Raw genomic sequence first — 15,393 nt, forward strand, 5'->3', positions numbered from 1 at the left:
GACTAGGGGTCGGAGAAATTATATGATTCAGACTCAATCCATGCTCGATGTGGCCGATAACAGCGGCGCACGCCGCGTTATGTGCATCAAGGTGCTGGGTGGCTCCCATCGTCGTTACGCTGGTATCGGTGACATCATCAAAGTAACCGTCAAGGAAGCAATTCCGCGCGGCAAGGTGAAAAAAGGCCAAGTGATGACTGCAGTAGTAGTCCGCACTCGCCATGGTGTTCGTCGCGCAGACGGCTCCATCATCCGCTTTGATGGCAACGCTGCTGTTCTGTTGAACAACAAGCAAGAGCCGATCGGCACCCGTATCTTTGGGCCAGTGACGCGTGAACTTCGTACTGAGAAGTTCATGAAGATCGTCTCGCTCGCCCCAGAAGTGCTGTAAGGAGATCCGACATGCAAAAGATTCGTCGTGACGACGAGATCATCGTGATCGCCGGCAAAGACAAAGGTAAGCGCGGTAAGGTGCTCAAGGTTCTCGTTGACGACCGTTTGGTCGTTGGTGGGATCAACCTGGTTAAGCGTCATACCAAGCCAAACCCGGCGTCGGGCGTCCAGGGCGGTATCGTCGAGAAAGAAGCGCCATTGCACGCTTCTAACGTCGCCATTTTCAACGGCGCAACCAACAAGGCAGATCGCGTTGGTTTCAAAGTTGAAGACGGCAAAAAAATTCGTGTCTTCAAGTCGACCCAAAAAGCGGTTGATGCTTGAACACTGCTAGGTAGAAGACCATGGCACGACTAAAAGAGATTTACCGGAAGGAAATCGCTCCGAAGCTTAAGGAAGAACTTAAGCTTTCGAACGTGATGGAAGTTCCGCGCGTTACAAAGATCACACTGAACATGGGTCTGGGCGAAGCGGTCGGTGACAAAAAAGTCATCGAGCACGCAGTTGCTGACCTGGAAAAGATCACCGGTCAAAAAGTCGTTGTGACTTACGCTCGGAAATCCATCGCTGGCTTTAAAGTCCGTGAAGGTTGGCCGATCGGCGTTAAAGTCACTCTGCGTCGCGATCGGATGTATGAATTCCTGGATCGTCTGCTGTCGATCTCCCTGCCTCGGGTTCGCGACTTCCGCGGCCTGAATGCCAAGTCCTTCGATGGTCGTGGTAACTACAGCATGGGCGTGAAAGAGCAGATCATTTTCCCGGAAATCGATTACGACAAGATCGATGCTCTGCGCGGTCTGGACATTACCCTGACCACCACTGCTCGTACGGATGACGAAGGTCGCGCATTGCTGCGTGCTTTCAAGTTCCCGTTCCGCAACTGATTGGAGTAGGACAATGGCCAAGATGAGCATGAAGAACCGCGAGCTGAAGCGTCAGCTCACGGTTGCAAAGTACGCCAAGAAGCGTGCAGAGTTGAAAGCTGTCATCGTTGATCTGAACGCAAGTCCAGAAGCGCGTTGGGAAGCTCAAGTAGCTCTGCAGAAGCAGCCACGTGACGCAAGCGCTTCGCGCATGCGTAACCGCTGCCGCATCACTGGCCGTCCACACGGCGTCTATCGCAAGTTCGGCCTCGGCCGTAACAAGCTGCGTGAAGCAGCAATGCGTGGCGACGTTCCAGGTCTGGTTAAAGCCAGCTGGTAAGGCGTCCATCTCGTCTCGCGCTGGCCGATCTTGCAAAATATTGGCCAGAGTGAAGCGTGATTTTGAATCAAGCCCCTATTGGGGCTTGATTCATTTCCGGGGTGTGTCTAGAATGACCGGCTCGCCTGAGCCCGTGTGTTCATTTGCCCGGAGTTTCTCGGCGACAAGCTGTAGCCGTAAGGCTTATTTTTTTGTATTAGGAGCGTCTAGCCCATGAGTATGCAGGACCCGTTAGCGGACATGCTAACTCGTATCCGTAATGCCCAGATGGCTGAAAAGCCCGTCGTAAGCATGCCGTCTTCCACGTTGAAGGTAGCTGTAGCCAAAGTCCTCAAGGACGAAGGTTACATTGCGGGTTATCAGATCAGCAGCGAAATCAAACCGTTGCTATCCATCGAGCTGAAATACTTCGAAGGCCGTCCAGTCATCGAAGAAGTGAAGCGCGTTAGCCGTCCAGGCCTGCGTCAGTACAAGTCCGTCGATGATCTGCCAAAAGTTCGTGGCGGTCTCGGTGTGTCTATCGTCTCCACCAACAAAGGTGTGATGACGGATCGTGCTGCGCGCGCTGCCGGTGTCGGCGGCGAAGTTCTTTGCACAGTGTTCTAAGGGGGGATAAGCATGTCACGCGTAGCTAAGAACCCCGTTAAGTTGCCAGCAGGCGTCGAAGTTAAACTCGTCGGCCAGCAGCTTTCGGTGAAGGGTGCCAAGGGCACTCTAGATCTGAACATCCATTCGTCCGTTGAGATTGTTGAAGAAGCTGGTGAGCTGCGTTTCGCTGCTCGCAATGGCGATCAACAAACTCGCGCAATGGCCGGCACCACTCGTGCACTGGTTAACAACATGGTCCAGGGCGTAAGCCAAGGCTTCGAGCGTAAGCTCCAGCTGGTCGGTGTTGGTTATAAAGCGCAAGCAAAAGACAAAGTGCTGTCCCTGGCTCTCGGCTTTTCGCACCCAGTGGAATACGACCTGCCGAATGGCATCACCGCTGAGACTCCCAACCAGACCGATATCTTCATCCGAGGTATCGATAAGCAGTTGGTTGGTCAAGTGGCCGCTGAGATCCGCGACTTCCGCCGTCCTGAGCCGTACAAAGGCAAAGGTGTGCGTTACGCAGACGAAGTCGTCCGCCGTAAAGAAGCCAAGAAGAAGTAGGGCATAGCAAATGACCGTCAAAAAAGTTACCCGACTGCGTCGCGCTCGCAAAGCACGCCTGAAAATGCACGAGCTAGAAGTCGTGCGTCTCTGCGTGTTCCGCTCTTCGCAGCACATTTATGCCCAGGTCATTTCGGCCGACGGCAGCAAAGTCTTGGCGAGCGCCTCGACTTTGGACAAAGAACTGCGTGATGGTGCCACTGGCAACATCGACGCGGCCACTAAGGTTGGCCAGCTGGTCGCTGAGCGTGCGAAAGCCGTCGGTGTCTCGCAAGTGGCTTTTGACCGTTCTGGCTTCAAGTACCACGGCCGCGTCAAGGCGCTGGCTGATGCTGCTCGTGAAGGCGGGCTGGAGTTCTAAGTTATGTCAAATAACGACCAAAAACGCGACGAAGGCTACATCGAGAAGCTGGTTCAAGTGAACCGCGTTGCTAAGACCGTAAAAGGCGGCCGTATCTTCACTTTCACCGCGTTGACCGTGGTTGGTGATGGTAAAGGGCGCGTTGGCTTCGGCCGTGGCAAGTCACGTGAAGTGCCTGCTGCGATCCAGAAGGCAATGGAAGCTGCTCGCCGCAACATGATTCAAGTAGACCTGAACGGCACTACTCTGCAGTACGCAATGAAGTCCGCTCATGGCGCTTCGAAGGTGTACATGCAGCCTGCTTCTGAAGGTACCGGTATCATCGCTGGCGGCGCTATGCGCGCAGTGCTGGAAGTTGCTGGTGTTCAGAACGTGCTGGCCAAGTGCTACGGCTCGACTAACCCGGTAAACGTGGTTCACGCCACTTTCAAAGGTTTGAAAGCTATGCAATCTCCTGAATCCATTGCTGCCAAGCGCGGCAAAAGTGTCAAGGAGATCTTCTGATCATGGCTACCGTTAAAGTAACGCTGATCAAAAGCATGACTGGACGCATCCCTAACCACAAATTGTGCATTAAGGGTCTGGGTCTGCGTCGCATCGGTCACACTGTAGAAGTGCTGGATACTCCCGAGAATCGCGGGATGATCAACAAGGCTTACTACATGCTGCGAGTCGAGGGTTAATCGATGAAACTCAATGATCTGAGTCCAGCGCCGGGTTCCCGTCGCGAAAAGCATCGTCCGGGCCGTGGTATCGGTAGCGGTTTGGGTAAGACTGGTGGCCGCGGCCACAAAGGTCAATCCTCCCGTTCCGGTGGCACTATCGCTCCGGGCTTTGAAGGCGGCCAACAGCCGTTGCATCGTCGTCTGCCGAAATTCGGTTTCGTTTCCCTGAAGGCTATGGATCGCGCAGAAGTGCGTCTTTCCGAGTTGGCTAAAGTGGAAGGCGACATCGTCACTGTGCAGACCCTGAAGGATGCCAACGTGATCAACCAAAACGTACAGCGTGTGAAAATCATGTTGTCCGGTGAGGTTACTCGCGCTGTCACCATCAAAGGTATCGCAGCCACCAAAGGTGCGCGTGCGGCTATCGAAGCAGCTGGCGGCAAGTTCGAGGAATAAATGGCTAAGCAAGGTGCTCTCTCAGCGCTCAGCAAAGGCGGGTTATCCGAGCTCTGGGCTCGACTGCGTTTTCTACTCCTGGCGATTATCGTCTACCGGATAGGCGCGCACATCCCAGTTCCTGGTATCAACCCGGACCGGCTGGCGGACCTGTTTCGACAGAATGAGGGGACCATTCTTAGCTTGTTCAACATGTTTTCCGGCGGCGCGCTGGAACGGATGAGCATCTTTGCACTGGGGATCATGCCGTACATCTCGGCATCGATCATCATGCAGTTGATGACCGCCGTCAGCCCGCAGCTGGAGCAGTTGAAGAAGGAAGGTGAGGCTGGTCGTCGCAAGATCAGCCAATACACCCGCTATGGCACCGTCGTCCTCGCTCTTGTTCAGGCTATCGGTATGTCCGTTGGTCTGGCGGGGCAGGGCGTTGCGTTCACTGGTGACTTCGGCTTCCATTTCGTTGCGGTATCCACGTTTGTGGCTGGCGCAATGTTCATGATGTGGCTGGGTGAGCAGATTACCGAGCGCGGTGTCGGTAACGGTATCTCGATGTTGATTTTTTCGGGTATCGTCGCCGGTCTTCCGAGAGCGATTGGGCAGTCTTTCGAGTCTGCTCGTCAGGGTGATATCAATATTTTCGCCTTGGTCGCCATCGGTTTGCTGGCAGTAGCGATCATCGGTTTTGTGGTGTTCATTGAGCGTGGTCAGCGTCGTATTGCTGTTCACTACGCCAAGCGTCAGCAGGGCCGTAAGGTCTTCGCTGCGCAGACTAGCCACTTGCCGCTGAAAGTGAACATGGCTGGTGTAATTCCGGCCATTTTCGCGAGCAGCATTTTGCTGTTCCCGGCTTCGCTGGGTGCCTGGTTCGGTCAGTCTGCTGGTTTGGGCTGGTTGCAGGACCTCTCGCAGTCGATCGCTCCTGGTCAGCCGTTGAATATTCTGCTGTTTAGTGCAGGGATTATTTTCTTCTGCTTCTTCTATACGGCGTTGATGTTCAATCCGAAAGACGTAGCGGAAAACCTGAAGAAGTCCGGTGCCTTTATTCCGGGTATCCGTCCAGGCGAGCAGTCGGCACGCTATATTGATGGCGTTTTGACCCGCTTGACCATGTTCGGTGCTCTTTATATGACGGCCGTGTGTCTGCTTCCCCAGTTCCTGGTGGTTGCGGCAAACGTACCGTTCTACCTTGGCGGGACCTCGTTGCTGATCGTGGTAGTGGTTGTGATGGACTTCATGTCGCAAGTACAATCGCACCTCGTTTCGCACCAGTACGAATCCCTGATGAAGAAAGCCAACCTGAAGGGCTACGGCAGCGGCATGCTGCGCTGAAGCACCCCTAAGGTTCGAGGAGTTGGTGATGAAAGTTCGTGCATCGGTGAAAAAACTGTGCCGCAACTGCAAGATTATTCGCCGCGAAGGTGTTGTTCGGGTAATTTGCAGCGCGGAACCACGTCACAAACAGCGCCAAGGCTGAGTGTGATTTGTGCTTAAAGCCCAGCAGCTAGTGCGCTGCTGGGTTGATTATTTGTTATTACAGCGATATTATCTCGCGCCCTATTTCTTGGCTTCCGGGGCGTAGGTAGCTGTCAATTGGAGTCCCACTGAATGGCCCGTATTGCAGGCGTTAACATTCCAGATAACAAGCATACTGTTATCTCGTTGACCTACATCTATGGTGTTGGTCGCACCACTGCACAGAAAATTTGTGCAACCACTGGGGTTAACCCAGCGGTAAAGATCAAAGATCTGAGCGACGAGCAGATTGAACAGCTGCGTGGCGAAGTGGCAAAGTTCACCACTGAAGGTGACCTGCGTCGCGAAATCAACATGAAAATCAAGCGCTTGATGGACTTGGGCTGCTATCGCGGTCTGCGCCATCGTCGTGGTCTTCCAGTGCGCGGTCAGCGTACCAAGACCAACGCGCGTACTCGCAAAGGTCCGCGTAAGCCGATCCGCAAGTAATCGCACCAGCGCATCGACAGGAATTTAGTCATGGCAAAACCTGCTGCTCGTCCTCGTAAAAAAGTTAAAAAGACAGTGGTTGATGGCATCGCCCACATCCACGCGTCGTTTAACAACACAATCGTCACCATCACCGATCGTCAAGGTAACGCGCTTTCTTGGGCTACCTCCGGCGGCTCGGGTTTCCGCGGTTCTCGCAAGTCCACCCCGTTCGCTGCTCAAGTAGCTGCTGAGCGTGCTGGTCAAGCTGCGCTGGAATATGGCCTGAAGAACCTCGACGTTAACGTCAAGGGTCCAGGTCCAGGTCGTGAGTCTGCTGTCCGTGCTTTGAACGGCTGTGGCTATAAGATCGCCAGCATCACCGACGTGACGCCAATCCCGCACAACGGGTGCCGTCCGCCGAAGAAGCGCCGCGTGTAATCCAGGAGACTGTAAGAAATGGCTCGTTACATTGGTCCAAAATGCAAACTTGCACGTCGTGAAGGCACCGATCTCTTCTTGAAGAGCGGCGTCCGCGCTATCGAATCCAAGTGCAACATCGAAGCAGCCCCTGGTATCCACGGCCAACGCCGCGGTCGCCAATCCGATTACGGCACCCAACTGCGTGAAAAGCAGAAAGTCCGCCGTATTTATGGCGTTCTCGAACGTCAGTTCAGCGGTTATTACAAAGAAGCAGCCGGCAAGAAAGGCGCTACTGGTGAGAACCTGCTGCAACTGCTCGAATGCCGTTTGGACAACGTTGTATACCGTATGGGCTTTGGTTCGACTCGCGCCGAATCCCGTCAGCTGGTATCGCACAAGTCGATCAGCATTAACGGCAAAACCGTTAACGTTCCGTCGTATCAGGTTCGCCCTGGTGACGTGGTCGCTATCCGCGAGAAGGCAAAGAACCAACTGCGCATTGTCCAGGCTCTCGATCTGTGTGCCCAACGTGGCCGCGTAGAATGGGTAGAAGTAGACACTGAGAAAAAATCTGGCGTCTTCAAAAGCGTTCCAGCTCGCAGTGATCTGTCCGCCGACATCAACGAAAGCCTGATTGTCGAGCTCTACTCCAAGTAAGGGCTAGAAAATAGGTGCATCCATGCAGATTTCGGTAAATGAGTTCCTGACACCCCGTCACATTGACGTGCAGGTTGTCAGTCCAACCCGCGCCAAAATCACTCTCGAGCCTCTCGAGCGTGGTTTCGGCCATACCCTGGGCAACGCGCTGCGCCGCATCCTGTTGTCCTCCATGCCCGGCTGTGCAGTAGTCGAGGCCGAGATTGACGGTGTACTCCATGAGTACAGCGCCATCGAAGGTGTACAGGAAGACGTAATTGAAATCCTGTTGAACCTTAAAGGTCTGGCTATCAAGCTGCACGGTCGAGACGAAGTTACGCTGACCTTGTCGAAGAAGGGTTCGGGGGTGGTTACCGCTGCCGATATTCAGCTGGATCATGATGTCGAGATCGTTAATCCCGATCACGTAATCGCTAACCTGGCGTCTAACGGCGCCTTGAACATGAAGCTCACCGTAGCTCGTGGTCGTGGTTATGAACCGGCCGATTCGCGTCAGAGCGATGAAGACGAAAGCCGCAGCATTGGTCGCTTGCAGCTCGACTCTTCGTTCAGCCCGGTTCGCCGTATCGCATACGTGGTGGAAAACGCCCGTGTCGAACAGCGTACTAACCTGGACAAGCTGGTTATTGATCTGGAGACCAACGGTACCCTGGATCCTGAAGAGGCAATTCGCCGCGCTGCAACCATTCTGCAACAGCAGTTGGCTGCGTTCGTCGATCTCAAAGGTGACAGTGAGCCAGTGGTTATCGAACAGGAAGACGAGATCGATCCGATCCTGCTCCGTCCGGTTGACGATCTGGAACTGACTGTACGTTCGGCCAACTGCCTTAAGGCGGAGAACATTTACTACATCGGCGACCTGATTCAGCGTACCGAAGTAGAACTGTTGAAGACTCCGAACCTGGGCAAGAAATCCTTGACCGAAATCAAGGACGTTCTGGCCTCCCGTGGTCTGTCCCTCGGCATGCGCCTCGACAACTGGCCGCCTGCAAGTCTTAAGAAGGACGACAAGGCGACTGCCTGATCGTCGTAATCACCGAACGTTGTGTTTGGTAAGGAATGAACCATGCGTCATCGTAAAAGTGGACGTCACCTGAGCCGCACTAGCTCGCACCGCAAGGCCATGTTCCAAAACATGGCAGTGTCGCTGTTCGAGCACGAGCTGATCAAAACTACACTGCCTAAAGCCAAGGAACTGCGTCGCGTTGCCGAGCCGCTGATCACCCTGGCTAAGACAGACAGCTTGGCTAACCGCCGTCTGGCCTTCGACCGTACTCGTTCGAAAGCCATCGTTGGTAAGCTGTTCAACGACCTGGGCAAGCGTTATGCAACCCGTGAGGGTGGCTACCTGCGCATCCTCAAGTGCGGTTTCCGCACTGGCGACAACGCGCCTATGGCGTACGTCGAGCTGGTTGATCGTCCTGTCGGTGGTGTTGTAGAAACTGCTGAATAAGACGTCAGTCTGATCAAAGAACCGGGCCTAGTGCCCGGTTTTTTGTGCCTGGAAATTATAAAAATCTATCGATCCCCCAGATTTAATGAATTTGAGGGCGTAACATTTTCGGCCAATACTTCCTCCCAAGCCGACTAGCCGGCTGGACACGCTCGACAGAGGAAGATTTCGCATGAGCCAGAATAAGACGCTTACAACCGCTAGCGGCGCTCCTGTCGCTGATAACCAGAATTCCCGTTCCGCCGGCCCGCGTGGTCCTTTGTTGCTCGACGACTTTCACCTGATCGAGAAACTTGCGCATTTCAACCGCGAGAACATCCCAGAGCGCCGCGTACACGCTAAAGGCTCGGGTGCTCACGGTACATTCACGGTTAATCGTGATATCACCCAGTACACCAGCGCTAAATTATTTGAGTCAGTCGGTAAGCAGACCCCAATTTTCATTCGCTTCTCCACTGTCGGTGGTGAGCGCGGTTCGGCAGACACTGAGCGCGACCCGCGTGGTTTTGCGGTTAAGTTCTATACCGAAGAAGGCAATTGGGACATCGTGGGTAACAACACGCCCGTCTTCTTTATTCGTGACCCGCTGAAATTCCCGGATTTCATCCACACCCAAAAACGCCAGCCGCAAACCAACCTGAAAAGCGGGCAAATGGTTTGGGACTTTTGGTCGCACTCGCCCGAAGCGCTGCATCAGATCACCATTCTGTTCTCGGATCGCGGGATTCCGGATGGCTACCGCTTCATGCACGGTTTCGGCAGTCATACCTACAGCCTGATCAGTGCAAGCGGTGAGCGTCATTGGGTCAAATGGCACTACAAGACCAAGCAAGGCATTAAGAATCTGGCACCCGCTGACGCAGCGCGCCTGGCCGGTACTGACCCGGATTATGCTCAGCGTGATCTGTTCTCAGCGATTGAGCGCGGTGACTTTCCGAAATGGAGTGTTTGCATCCAGATCATGACTGAGGCTCAAGCATCAGCTCATCACGAGAACCCGTTTGACGTGACCAAAACCTGGTCGCAGAAGGAATACCCGCTGATCGAAGTTGGCGAGCTTGAGTTGAACCGCAACCCGCAGAACTACTTCGCTGAAGTCGAACAAGCGGCGTTCGCTCCAAGCAATATGGTACCCGGTGTTGGTTTGTCGCCCGATCGCATGCTGCAAGGGCGGGTATTTGCCTACGCAGATGCACATCGCTATCGCGTCGGCACCAACCATCAACAATTACCTATTAATGCACCGAAGAACCCTGTCCACAGCTACCAGCGTGATGGTTCCATGAGTTTTGGCAGTAATGGCGGTGCAGCACCAAACTACGAACCCAACAGTTACGCTGACGCGCCGAAAGAAGCGCCGCGTTACGCTGAGCCAGCGTTGGCACTGAGCGGTGTGGCAACTCGTTACGATCACCGTGAAGACAGTGATTACTACAGCCACGCAGGCGTCTTGTTCAACCTGATGAGCGATGCGCAGAAAACGCTGTTGATCAACAACATCGCCGGTGCGATGGCCGGCGTAACCAGTGATGTCGTTCAGCGTCAGCTGCAGCATTTCTACAAGGCTGATCCAGCGTATGGCGAAGGCATTGCCAAGGCGCTGGGTGTACGTCTGGGCTAACTCGAAGTGATAAACATAACCGCCCTCATTTGGGCGGTTTTTCCCCCTGGTTGTCCGACTTTCGCTGCTTTTTCACACTTTCTTGCGTTTTGCGAAGTGACCGCACCAGCGGGTTGGTTCAAACTATGGCCTTTCAAGCAGGGAGATGCAGGGCGATGCAAGGTCACCCGGACGTAATCGATTACCTCAACACGTTGCTGACCGGTGAGCTGTCAGCCCGTGATCAATATTTTATTCATTCGCGGATGTATGAGGACTGGGGCTTCAGCAAGCTCTACGAGCGTATCAACCACGAAATGGAAGAAGAGACGCAGCACGCCGACGCGTTGATGCGCCGGATACTGATGCTCGAAGGCACGCCGCGCATGCGCCCGGATGATCTGGACATCGGCACTACGGTCCCTGAGATGCTCGCCAGTGATTTGCGCCTTGAATACAAGGTCCGTGCCGCACTCTGCAAGGGCATCGCGCTCTGCGAGCAGCACAAGGACTATGTAACTCGTGAGATTCTGCGCATTCAGTTGGCCGATACCGAAGAAGATCACACGTACTGGCTGGAGCAGCAGTTCGGTTTGATCAAGTCCATCGGTCTGGAGAATTACCTGCAATCGCAGTTCTGATCCTCGCCCGGCACCTACGAAAAAGCCCCTGCCACAGAACTGCGGCAGGGGCTTTTTCATTTGTTCACCGGCTAGACTGCTGCGGCTTTATCCCGAAGCAACAGCGGCTTGAGGTAGTGGCCGGTGTAGGACTGTTTCATGTCGGCGACTTGCTCTGGCGTGCCGCAGGCGATGATCTGACCGCCTTTGGAGCCGCCTTCAGGGCCTAGGTCCACCAACCAGTCTGCGGTCTTGATCACATCCAGGTTGTGCTCGATCACCACCACAGTATTCCCGTGATCGCGCAGGCGATGCAACACGTCGAGCAATTGCTGGATATCGGCGAAGTGCAGGCCTGTGGTCGGCTCATCGAGGATGTACAGCGTCTTGCCGGTATCGCGCTTTGACAGCTCGCGTGACAGCTTGACCCGTTGCGCTTCGCCGCCCGACAGCGTGGTCGCTGACTGGCCGAGCTTGATATACGACAGCCCCACATCCATCAGTGTTTGCAGTTTGCGCGCCAGTGCCGGTACGGCGTCGAAGAACACCCGAGCTTCCTCGATGGTCATCTCCAACACTTCGTGGATGCTCTTGCTCTTGTATTTGATTTCCAGCGTTTCGCGGTTGTAGCGCTTGCTCTTGCACACGTCGCAAGGCACGTAGATGTCCGGCAGAAAGTGCATCTCGACCTTGATCAGGCCATCGCCCTGGCATGCCTCGCAGCGCCCGCCCTTGACGTTGAACGAGAACCGCCCCGGGCCGTAACCGCGCGAGCGTGACTCTGGTACACCGGAAAACAACTCGCGGATCGGCGTGAACAGCCCGGTATAGGTCGCCGGGTTGGAGCGCGGCGTGCGACCGATGGGGCTCTGGTCGATGTCCACAACCTTATCCAGATGCTGAAGACCGTCGATGCTGTCGTGAATCGCCGCTTCAAGTGTCGTGGCGCCATTGAGGGCGGTGGCGCTGAGCGGGAACAGCGTGTTGTTGATCAGCGTCGACTTGCCTGAGCCGGAAACCCCGGTCACGCAGGTCAGCAGGCCGATGGGGATTTCCAGATCGACATTGCGCAGATTGTTGCCGCGCGCGCCTTTGAGGGTCAGGTTCAGCTTCTTGTCGCGTGGCGTGCGTTTGGCCGGCACTTCGATCTTCACCCGGCCCGACAGGTATTTGCCGGTCAGAGAGTCCGGGTGCGCCATGACTTCGGCTGGTGTGCCCTCGGCGACGATGTGCCCGCCATGGATACCGGCACCTGGGCCGATGTCCACCACGTAGTCCGCCAGACGAATAGCGTCTTCGTCATGCTCGACCACGATCACCGTGTTCCCGATATCGCGCAGATGTTTCAGCGTACCCAGCAAGCGGTCGTTATCCCGCTGGTGCAGACCGATGGACGGTTCGTCGAGGATGTACAGGACCCCGACCAGGCCCGCGCCGATCTGGCTGGCCAGGCGGATGCGCTGGGCTTCACCACCGGACAAGGTGTCGGCGCTGCGGTCGAGGGACAGATAATCGAGGCCGACGTTGACCAGGAACTGCAAGCGCTCGCGGATTTCCTTGAGAATCTTGTCGGCAATTTCACCGCGCCGCCCCGTCAGTTTCAGCGTGCTGAAATATTCAGTAGCGTCACCGATTGGCAGGCTGGTCACCGCCGGCAGGGTTTTCTCGCCGACCCACACATGACGTGCTTCGCGCCGCAGACGCGTGCCACGGCAATCCGGGCAAGGCTGAGTGCTGAGGAATTTGGCCAGCTCTTCGCGCACGGTGGCCGACTCGGTCTCGCGATAGCGCCGCTCTAGATTGGGCACAATGCCTTCGAATGGATGCGCACGTTTGACGATGTCGCCGCGATCATTGAGATAGCGGAATTCGACGTTTTGCGTACCGCTACCATTCAACAGAATTTTCTGCTGATCGGCGGGCAACTCGTTGAACGGCACCTCGAGGCTGAACCCATAGTGGTTCGCCAGAGAGCCGAGCATCTGGAAGTAGTAGACGTTACGCCGGTCCCAGCCGCGAATCGCGCCCTCGGCCAGCGTCAGCTCTCCATTGACCAGTCGCTTGATGTCGAAAAACTGCTTCACGCCCAGGCCATCGCAAGTCGGGCAAGCGCCGGCCGGGTTGTTGAAGGAGAACAGCTTGGGTTCCAGCTCGCTGATGGCGTGTCCACAAATCGGGCAGGCGAAGCGCGCAGAGAAAATCATTTCTTCGCCCGGTTCGTCATCCATCGGCGCGACCCAGGCGATGCCGTCGGCCAGTTTCAGTGCGGTTTCGAAAGATTCGGCCAGACGCTGTTGCATGTCTTCACGAACCTTGAAGCGGTCAACCACCACATCAATGGAGTGCTTCTTCTGCTTATCCAGCTTGGGCAGTTCATCGAGCTCGCACAGCCTGCCGTTGACCCGGGCCCGAACAAAGCCTTGAGCACGCAGCTCTTCGAAGACCGCCAGGTGCTCGCCCTTGCGCTCGCGAACCACAGGCGCCAGCAGCATCAACTTGCTACCTTCAGGCTGTGCCAGCACCAGATCGACCATCTGGCTGACAGTCTGCGCTTCCAGTGGAATGTCGTGGTCCGGGCAGCGTGGCTGGCCGACACGCGCATAGAGCAGGCGCAGGTAGTCGTAGATTTCGGTGATGGTGCCCACCGTCGAACGCGGGTTGTGCGACGTGGATTTCTGTTCGATGGAAATCGCTGGCGACAGCCCTTCGATCGTATCGACGTCTGGCTTTTCCATCATCGACAGGAATTGCCGAGCGTACGCGGAAAGCGATTCGACATAGCGCCGCTGCCCTTCGGCATACAGCGTATCGAAGGCCAGCGACGACTTACCAGAGCCGGAAAGACCGGTAATGACGATCAATTTGTCGCGTGGCAGGGTCAGGTCAATGTTCTTCAGGTTGTGGGTTCGCGCCCCACGTATCAGGATCTTGTCCACTGCGGCCTCGCTTGGCGGGCATAAACACGGGAGTATACGGCTCCATGCCAGTACGCGGCAAAGCGTCGCGTATGTGCTGTACACCGATGGGACTGGTAGAATCGCCGCCGGTTCACACGAGGTTTTTCCATGCACGATCCCCTTAGCGAACGCATGAGTGGTAGCGAGACCCGCGCAGCAAGCGGTCTGGCCTTGGTGTTCGCGTTCCGTATGCTTGGCATGTTTATGGTTTTACCGGTGCTGGCCACCTATGGCATGGACCTGGCGGGTGCGTCTCCTGCGCTCATCGGTCTGGCTATCGGTGCCTATGGCCTGACCCAGGCGGTGTTGCAGATTCCGTTCGGGATGATCTCCGACCGGATCGGTCGGCGGCCGGTGATTTATCTGGGCCTGATCATCTTTGCCCTTGGTAGCCTGCTGGCGGCCAATGCGGACTCGATCTGGGGCGTGATTGCAGGACGCATCCTGCAAGGAGCTGGTGCTATCTCGGCGGCCGTGATGGCGTTGCTTTCGGACCTTACCCGTGAGCAGCACCGCACCAAGGCGATGGCCATGATCGGCATGACCATTGGTCTTTCCTTCGCGGTCGCCATGGTCGTCGGGCCATTGCTGACGCGGGCGTTCGGCTTGTCGGGGCTGTTCCTGGCCACTGGCGGCATGGCGTTGCTGGGGATTCTGATCGTGGCCTTCATGGTGCCGCGTTCGACCGGGCCGCTGACGCATCGTGAATCGGGCGTAGCGCGACAGGCGCTGGGACCGACCTTGCGTCATCCCGACTTGCTGAGGCTGGATTTAGGTATCTTCGTGTTGCACGCGATGCTCATGTCCAGCTTCGTCGCGCTGCCGTTGGCGCTGGTGGAAAAAGCCGGTTTGCCCAAGGAACAGCACTGGTGGGTCTACCTGACCGCTTTGCTGATTTCGTTCTTTGCCATGATTCCGTTCATCATTTATGGCGAAAAGAAACGTCAGATGAAGCGGGTATTGCTCGGCGCGGTCAGCGTGCTGCTGCTGACTGAGCTATTCTTCTGGGCGTTCGGCGATACGCTGCGGGCTTTGGTGATCGGGACGGTGGTGTTCTTCACCGCGTTCAATCTGCTTGAAGCTTCGCTGCCATCGCTGATCAGTAAAGTGTCACCGGCAGGCGGCAAAGGCACGGCCATGGGGGTTTACTCCACCAGCCAGTTCCTGGGCTCGGCCGCTGGCGGCATTCTCGGTGGCTGGCTGTTTCAGCATGGTGGATTGAGTGTTGTGTTCCTGGGTTGCGCCGCGCTGTGCGCCATCTGGCTGGCCTTTGCTGTTACTATGCGTGAACCTCCCTACGTGACGAGCCTACGTGTGCCGTTGACGCCAGAGGCGCAACGCGAAGCGGGCCTGCTCGATCGTCTGATGGCCGTCCCGGGAGTAACAGATGCAGTGGTGGTGGCTGATGAAGCTGCCATTTATATCAAATTGGATACTGAATTATTGGATCGCACCTCCCTTGAGCGCCTGGTCAACGACCCAGTGCCAACGGCGTGCGAAGCCTAGGAGAAC

The 15,393-nt window shown here is 55.9% G+C and carries 21 protein-coding genes; 20 read left to right on the top strand and 1 reads right to left on the bottom strand.

Annotated features, from left to right (window positions below; all coding sequences use genetic code 11):
- The first annotated feature begins 22 nt into the window (after positions 1 to 22).
- The 19 genes from rplN to bfr all read left to right on the top strand — a co-directional run bounded on the left by rplN (position 23) and on the right by bfr (position 10,945).
- Entirely contained in the window at positions 23 to 391 is a 369-nt protein-coding gene (rplN, locus tag AC1MEE_RS28375; RefSeq protein WP_002555479.1) for a 50S ribosomal protein L14, read from the top strand.
- An 11-nt stretch (positions 392 to 402) separates the two neighbouring features.
- Positions 403 to 717: a 50S ribosomal protein L24 gene (gene rplX / locus AC1MEE_RS28380; RefSeq protein WP_480412760.1), complete on the top strand. Its 315-nt coding sequence runs from the start codon at positions 403 to 405 to the stop codon at positions 715 to 717.
- Between the two features lie 20 nt (positions 718 to 737).
- Positions 738 to 1,277 (top strand): 50S ribosomal protein L5, encoded by a 540-nt coding sequence (gene rplE, locus AC1MEE_RS28385; protein ID WP_219062782.1) that lies wholly within the window; start codon positions 738 to 740, stop codon positions 1,275 to 1,277.
- Positions 1,278 to 1,290: 13 nt separating this feature from the next.
- Positions 1,291 to 1,596, top strand: coding sequence for a 30S ribosomal protein S14 (gene rpsN / locus AC1MEE_RS28390; RefSeq protein WP_449640028.1), 306 nt, complete (start codon positions 1,291 to 1,293; stop codon positions 1,594 to 1,596).
- A gap of 213 nt (positions 1,597 to 1,809) precedes the next feature.
- Positions 1,810 to 2,202 carry a 30S ribosomal protein S8 gene (gene rpsH / locus AC1MEE_RS28395; protein WP_065833640.1) on the top strand — a complete coding sequence of 131 codons (393 nt, stop codon included), beginning with the start codon at positions 1,810 to 1,812 and terminating at the stop codon, positions 2,200 to 2,202.
- Positions 2,203 to 2,214: 12 nt separating this feature from the next.
- A complete protein-coding gene (gene rplF / locus AC1MEE_RS28400; protein ID WP_322166326.1) occupies positions 2,215 to 2,748 on the top strand; it encodes a 50S ribosomal protein L6 in 534 nt (177 codons plus the stop codon).
- A 10-nt stretch (positions 2,749 to 2,758) separates the two neighbouring features.
- The gene (gene rplR, locus AC1MEE_RS28405; RefSeq protein ID WP_219062777.1) at positions 2,759 to 3,109 is read left to right on the top strand and encodes a 50S ribosomal protein L18; all 351 of its coding nucleotides are present in this window, start codon (positions 2,759 to 2,761) and stop codon (positions 3,107 to 3,109) included.
- Between the two features lie 3 nt (positions 3,110 to 3,112).
- Entirely contained in the window at positions 3,113 to 3,613 is a 501-nt protein-coding gene (gene rpsE, locus AC1MEE_RS28410; RefSeq protein ID WP_003186035.1) for a 30S ribosomal protein S5, read from the top strand.
- Positions 3,614 to 3,615: 2 nt separating this feature from the next.
- The gene (gene rpmD, locus AC1MEE_RS28415) at positions 3,616 to 3,792 is read left to right on the top strand and encodes a 50S ribosomal protein L30 (protein ID WP_003444363.1); all 177 of its coding nucleotides are present in this window, start codon (positions 3,616 to 3,618) and stop codon (positions 3,790 to 3,792) included.
- 3 nt (positions 3,793 to 3,795) lie between these two features.
- Positions 3,796 to 4,230, top strand: a complete 435-nt coding sequence (gene rplO, locus AC1MEE_RS28420) for a 50S ribosomal protein L15 (RefSeq protein WP_480412761.1) — start codon at positions 3,796 to 3,798, stop codon at positions 4,228 to 4,230.
- Positions 4,231 to 5,559, top strand: a complete 1,329-nt coding sequence (gene secY, locus AC1MEE_RS28425) for a preprotein translocase subunit SecY (protein WP_480412762.1) — start codon at positions 4,231 to 4,233, stop codon at positions 5,557 to 5,559.
- Positions 5,560 to 5,587: 28 nt separating this feature from the next.
- Entirely contained in the window at positions 5,588 to 5,704 is a 117-nt protein-coding gene (gene rpmJ / locus AC1MEE_RS28430) for a 50S ribosomal protein L36 (RefSeq protein ID WP_002555468.1), read from the top strand.
- Between the two features lie 131 nt (positions 5,705 to 5,835).
- Positions 5,836 to 6,192 carry a 30S ribosomal protein S13 gene (rpsM, locus tag AC1MEE_RS28435; RefSeq protein ID WP_002555467.1) on the top strand — a complete coding sequence of 119 codons (357 nt, stop codon included), beginning with the start codon at positions 5,836 to 5,838 and terminating at the stop codon, positions 6,190 to 6,192.
- A gap of 30 nt (positions 6,193 to 6,222) precedes the next feature.
- Positions 6,223 to 6,612: a 30S ribosomal protein S11 gene (gene rpsK, locus AC1MEE_RS28440; RefSeq protein WP_002555466.1), complete on the top strand. Its 390-nt coding sequence runs from the start codon at positions 6,223 to 6,225 to the stop codon at positions 6,610 to 6,612.
- Positions 6,613 to 6,630: 18 nt separating this feature from the next.
- Complete coding sequence (rpsD, locus tag AC1MEE_RS28445; protein ID WP_480412763.1) at positions 6,631 to 7,251, top strand: 30S ribosomal protein S4; 621 nt, start codon at positions 6,631 to 6,633, stop codon at positions 7,249 to 7,251.
- Between the two features lie 22 nt (positions 7,252 to 7,273).
- Positions 7,274 to 8,275 carry a DNA-directed RNA polymerase subunit alpha gene (locus AC1MEE_RS28450; RefSeq protein WP_003176403.1) on the top strand — a complete coding sequence of 334 codons (1,002 nt, stop codon included), beginning with the start codon at positions 7,274 to 7,276 and terminating at the stop codon, positions 8,273 to 8,275.
- Positions 8,276 to 8,317: 42 nt separating this feature from the next.
- The gene (gene rplQ / locus AC1MEE_RS28455) at positions 8,318 to 8,704 is read left to right on the top strand and encodes a 50S ribosomal protein L17 (RefSeq protein WP_480412764.1); all 387 of its coding nucleotides are present in this window, start codon (positions 8,318 to 8,320) and stop codon (positions 8,702 to 8,704) included.
- Positions 8,705 to 8,876: 172 nt separating this feature from the next.
- Positions 8,877 to 10,325 carry a catalase gene (locus tag AC1MEE_RS28460; RefSeq protein ID WP_480412765.1) on the top strand — a complete coding sequence of 483 codons (1,449 nt, stop codon included), beginning with the start codon at positions 8,877 to 8,879 and terminating at the stop codon, positions 10,323 to 10,325.
- 155 nt (positions 10,326 to 10,480) lie between these two features.
- Complete coding sequence (gene bfr / locus AC1MEE_RS28465) at positions 10,481 to 10,945, top strand: bacterioferritin (RefSeq protein ID WP_480412766.1); 465 nt, start codon at positions 10,481 to 10,483, stop codon at positions 10,943 to 10,945.
- 71 nt (positions 10,946 to 11,016) lie between these two features.
- On the opposite strand, the gene uvrA is transcribed toward bfr, so the two are convergent.
- On the bottom strand, positions 11,017 to 13,860 hold the full coding sequence (gene uvrA, locus AC1MEE_RS28470) for an excinuclease ABC subunit UvrA (RefSeq protein WP_480412767.1): 2,844 nt from the start codon (positions 13,858 to 13,860) through the stop codon (positions 11,017 to 11,019).
- Between the two features lie 129 nt (positions 13,861 to 13,989).
- On the opposite strand from uvrA, the gene AC1MEE_RS28475 reads away from it, so the two are divergent.
- Positions 13,990 to 15,387 (top strand): MFS transporter, encoded by a 1,398-nt coding sequence (locus AC1MEE_RS28475; protein WP_480412768.1) that lies wholly within the window; start codon positions 13,990 to 13,992, stop codon positions 15,385 to 15,387.
- The last annotated feature ends 6 nt before the right edge of the window (positions 15,388 to 15,393 follow it).

The organism is Pseudomonas sp. ASL3 (assembly GCF_056680425.1).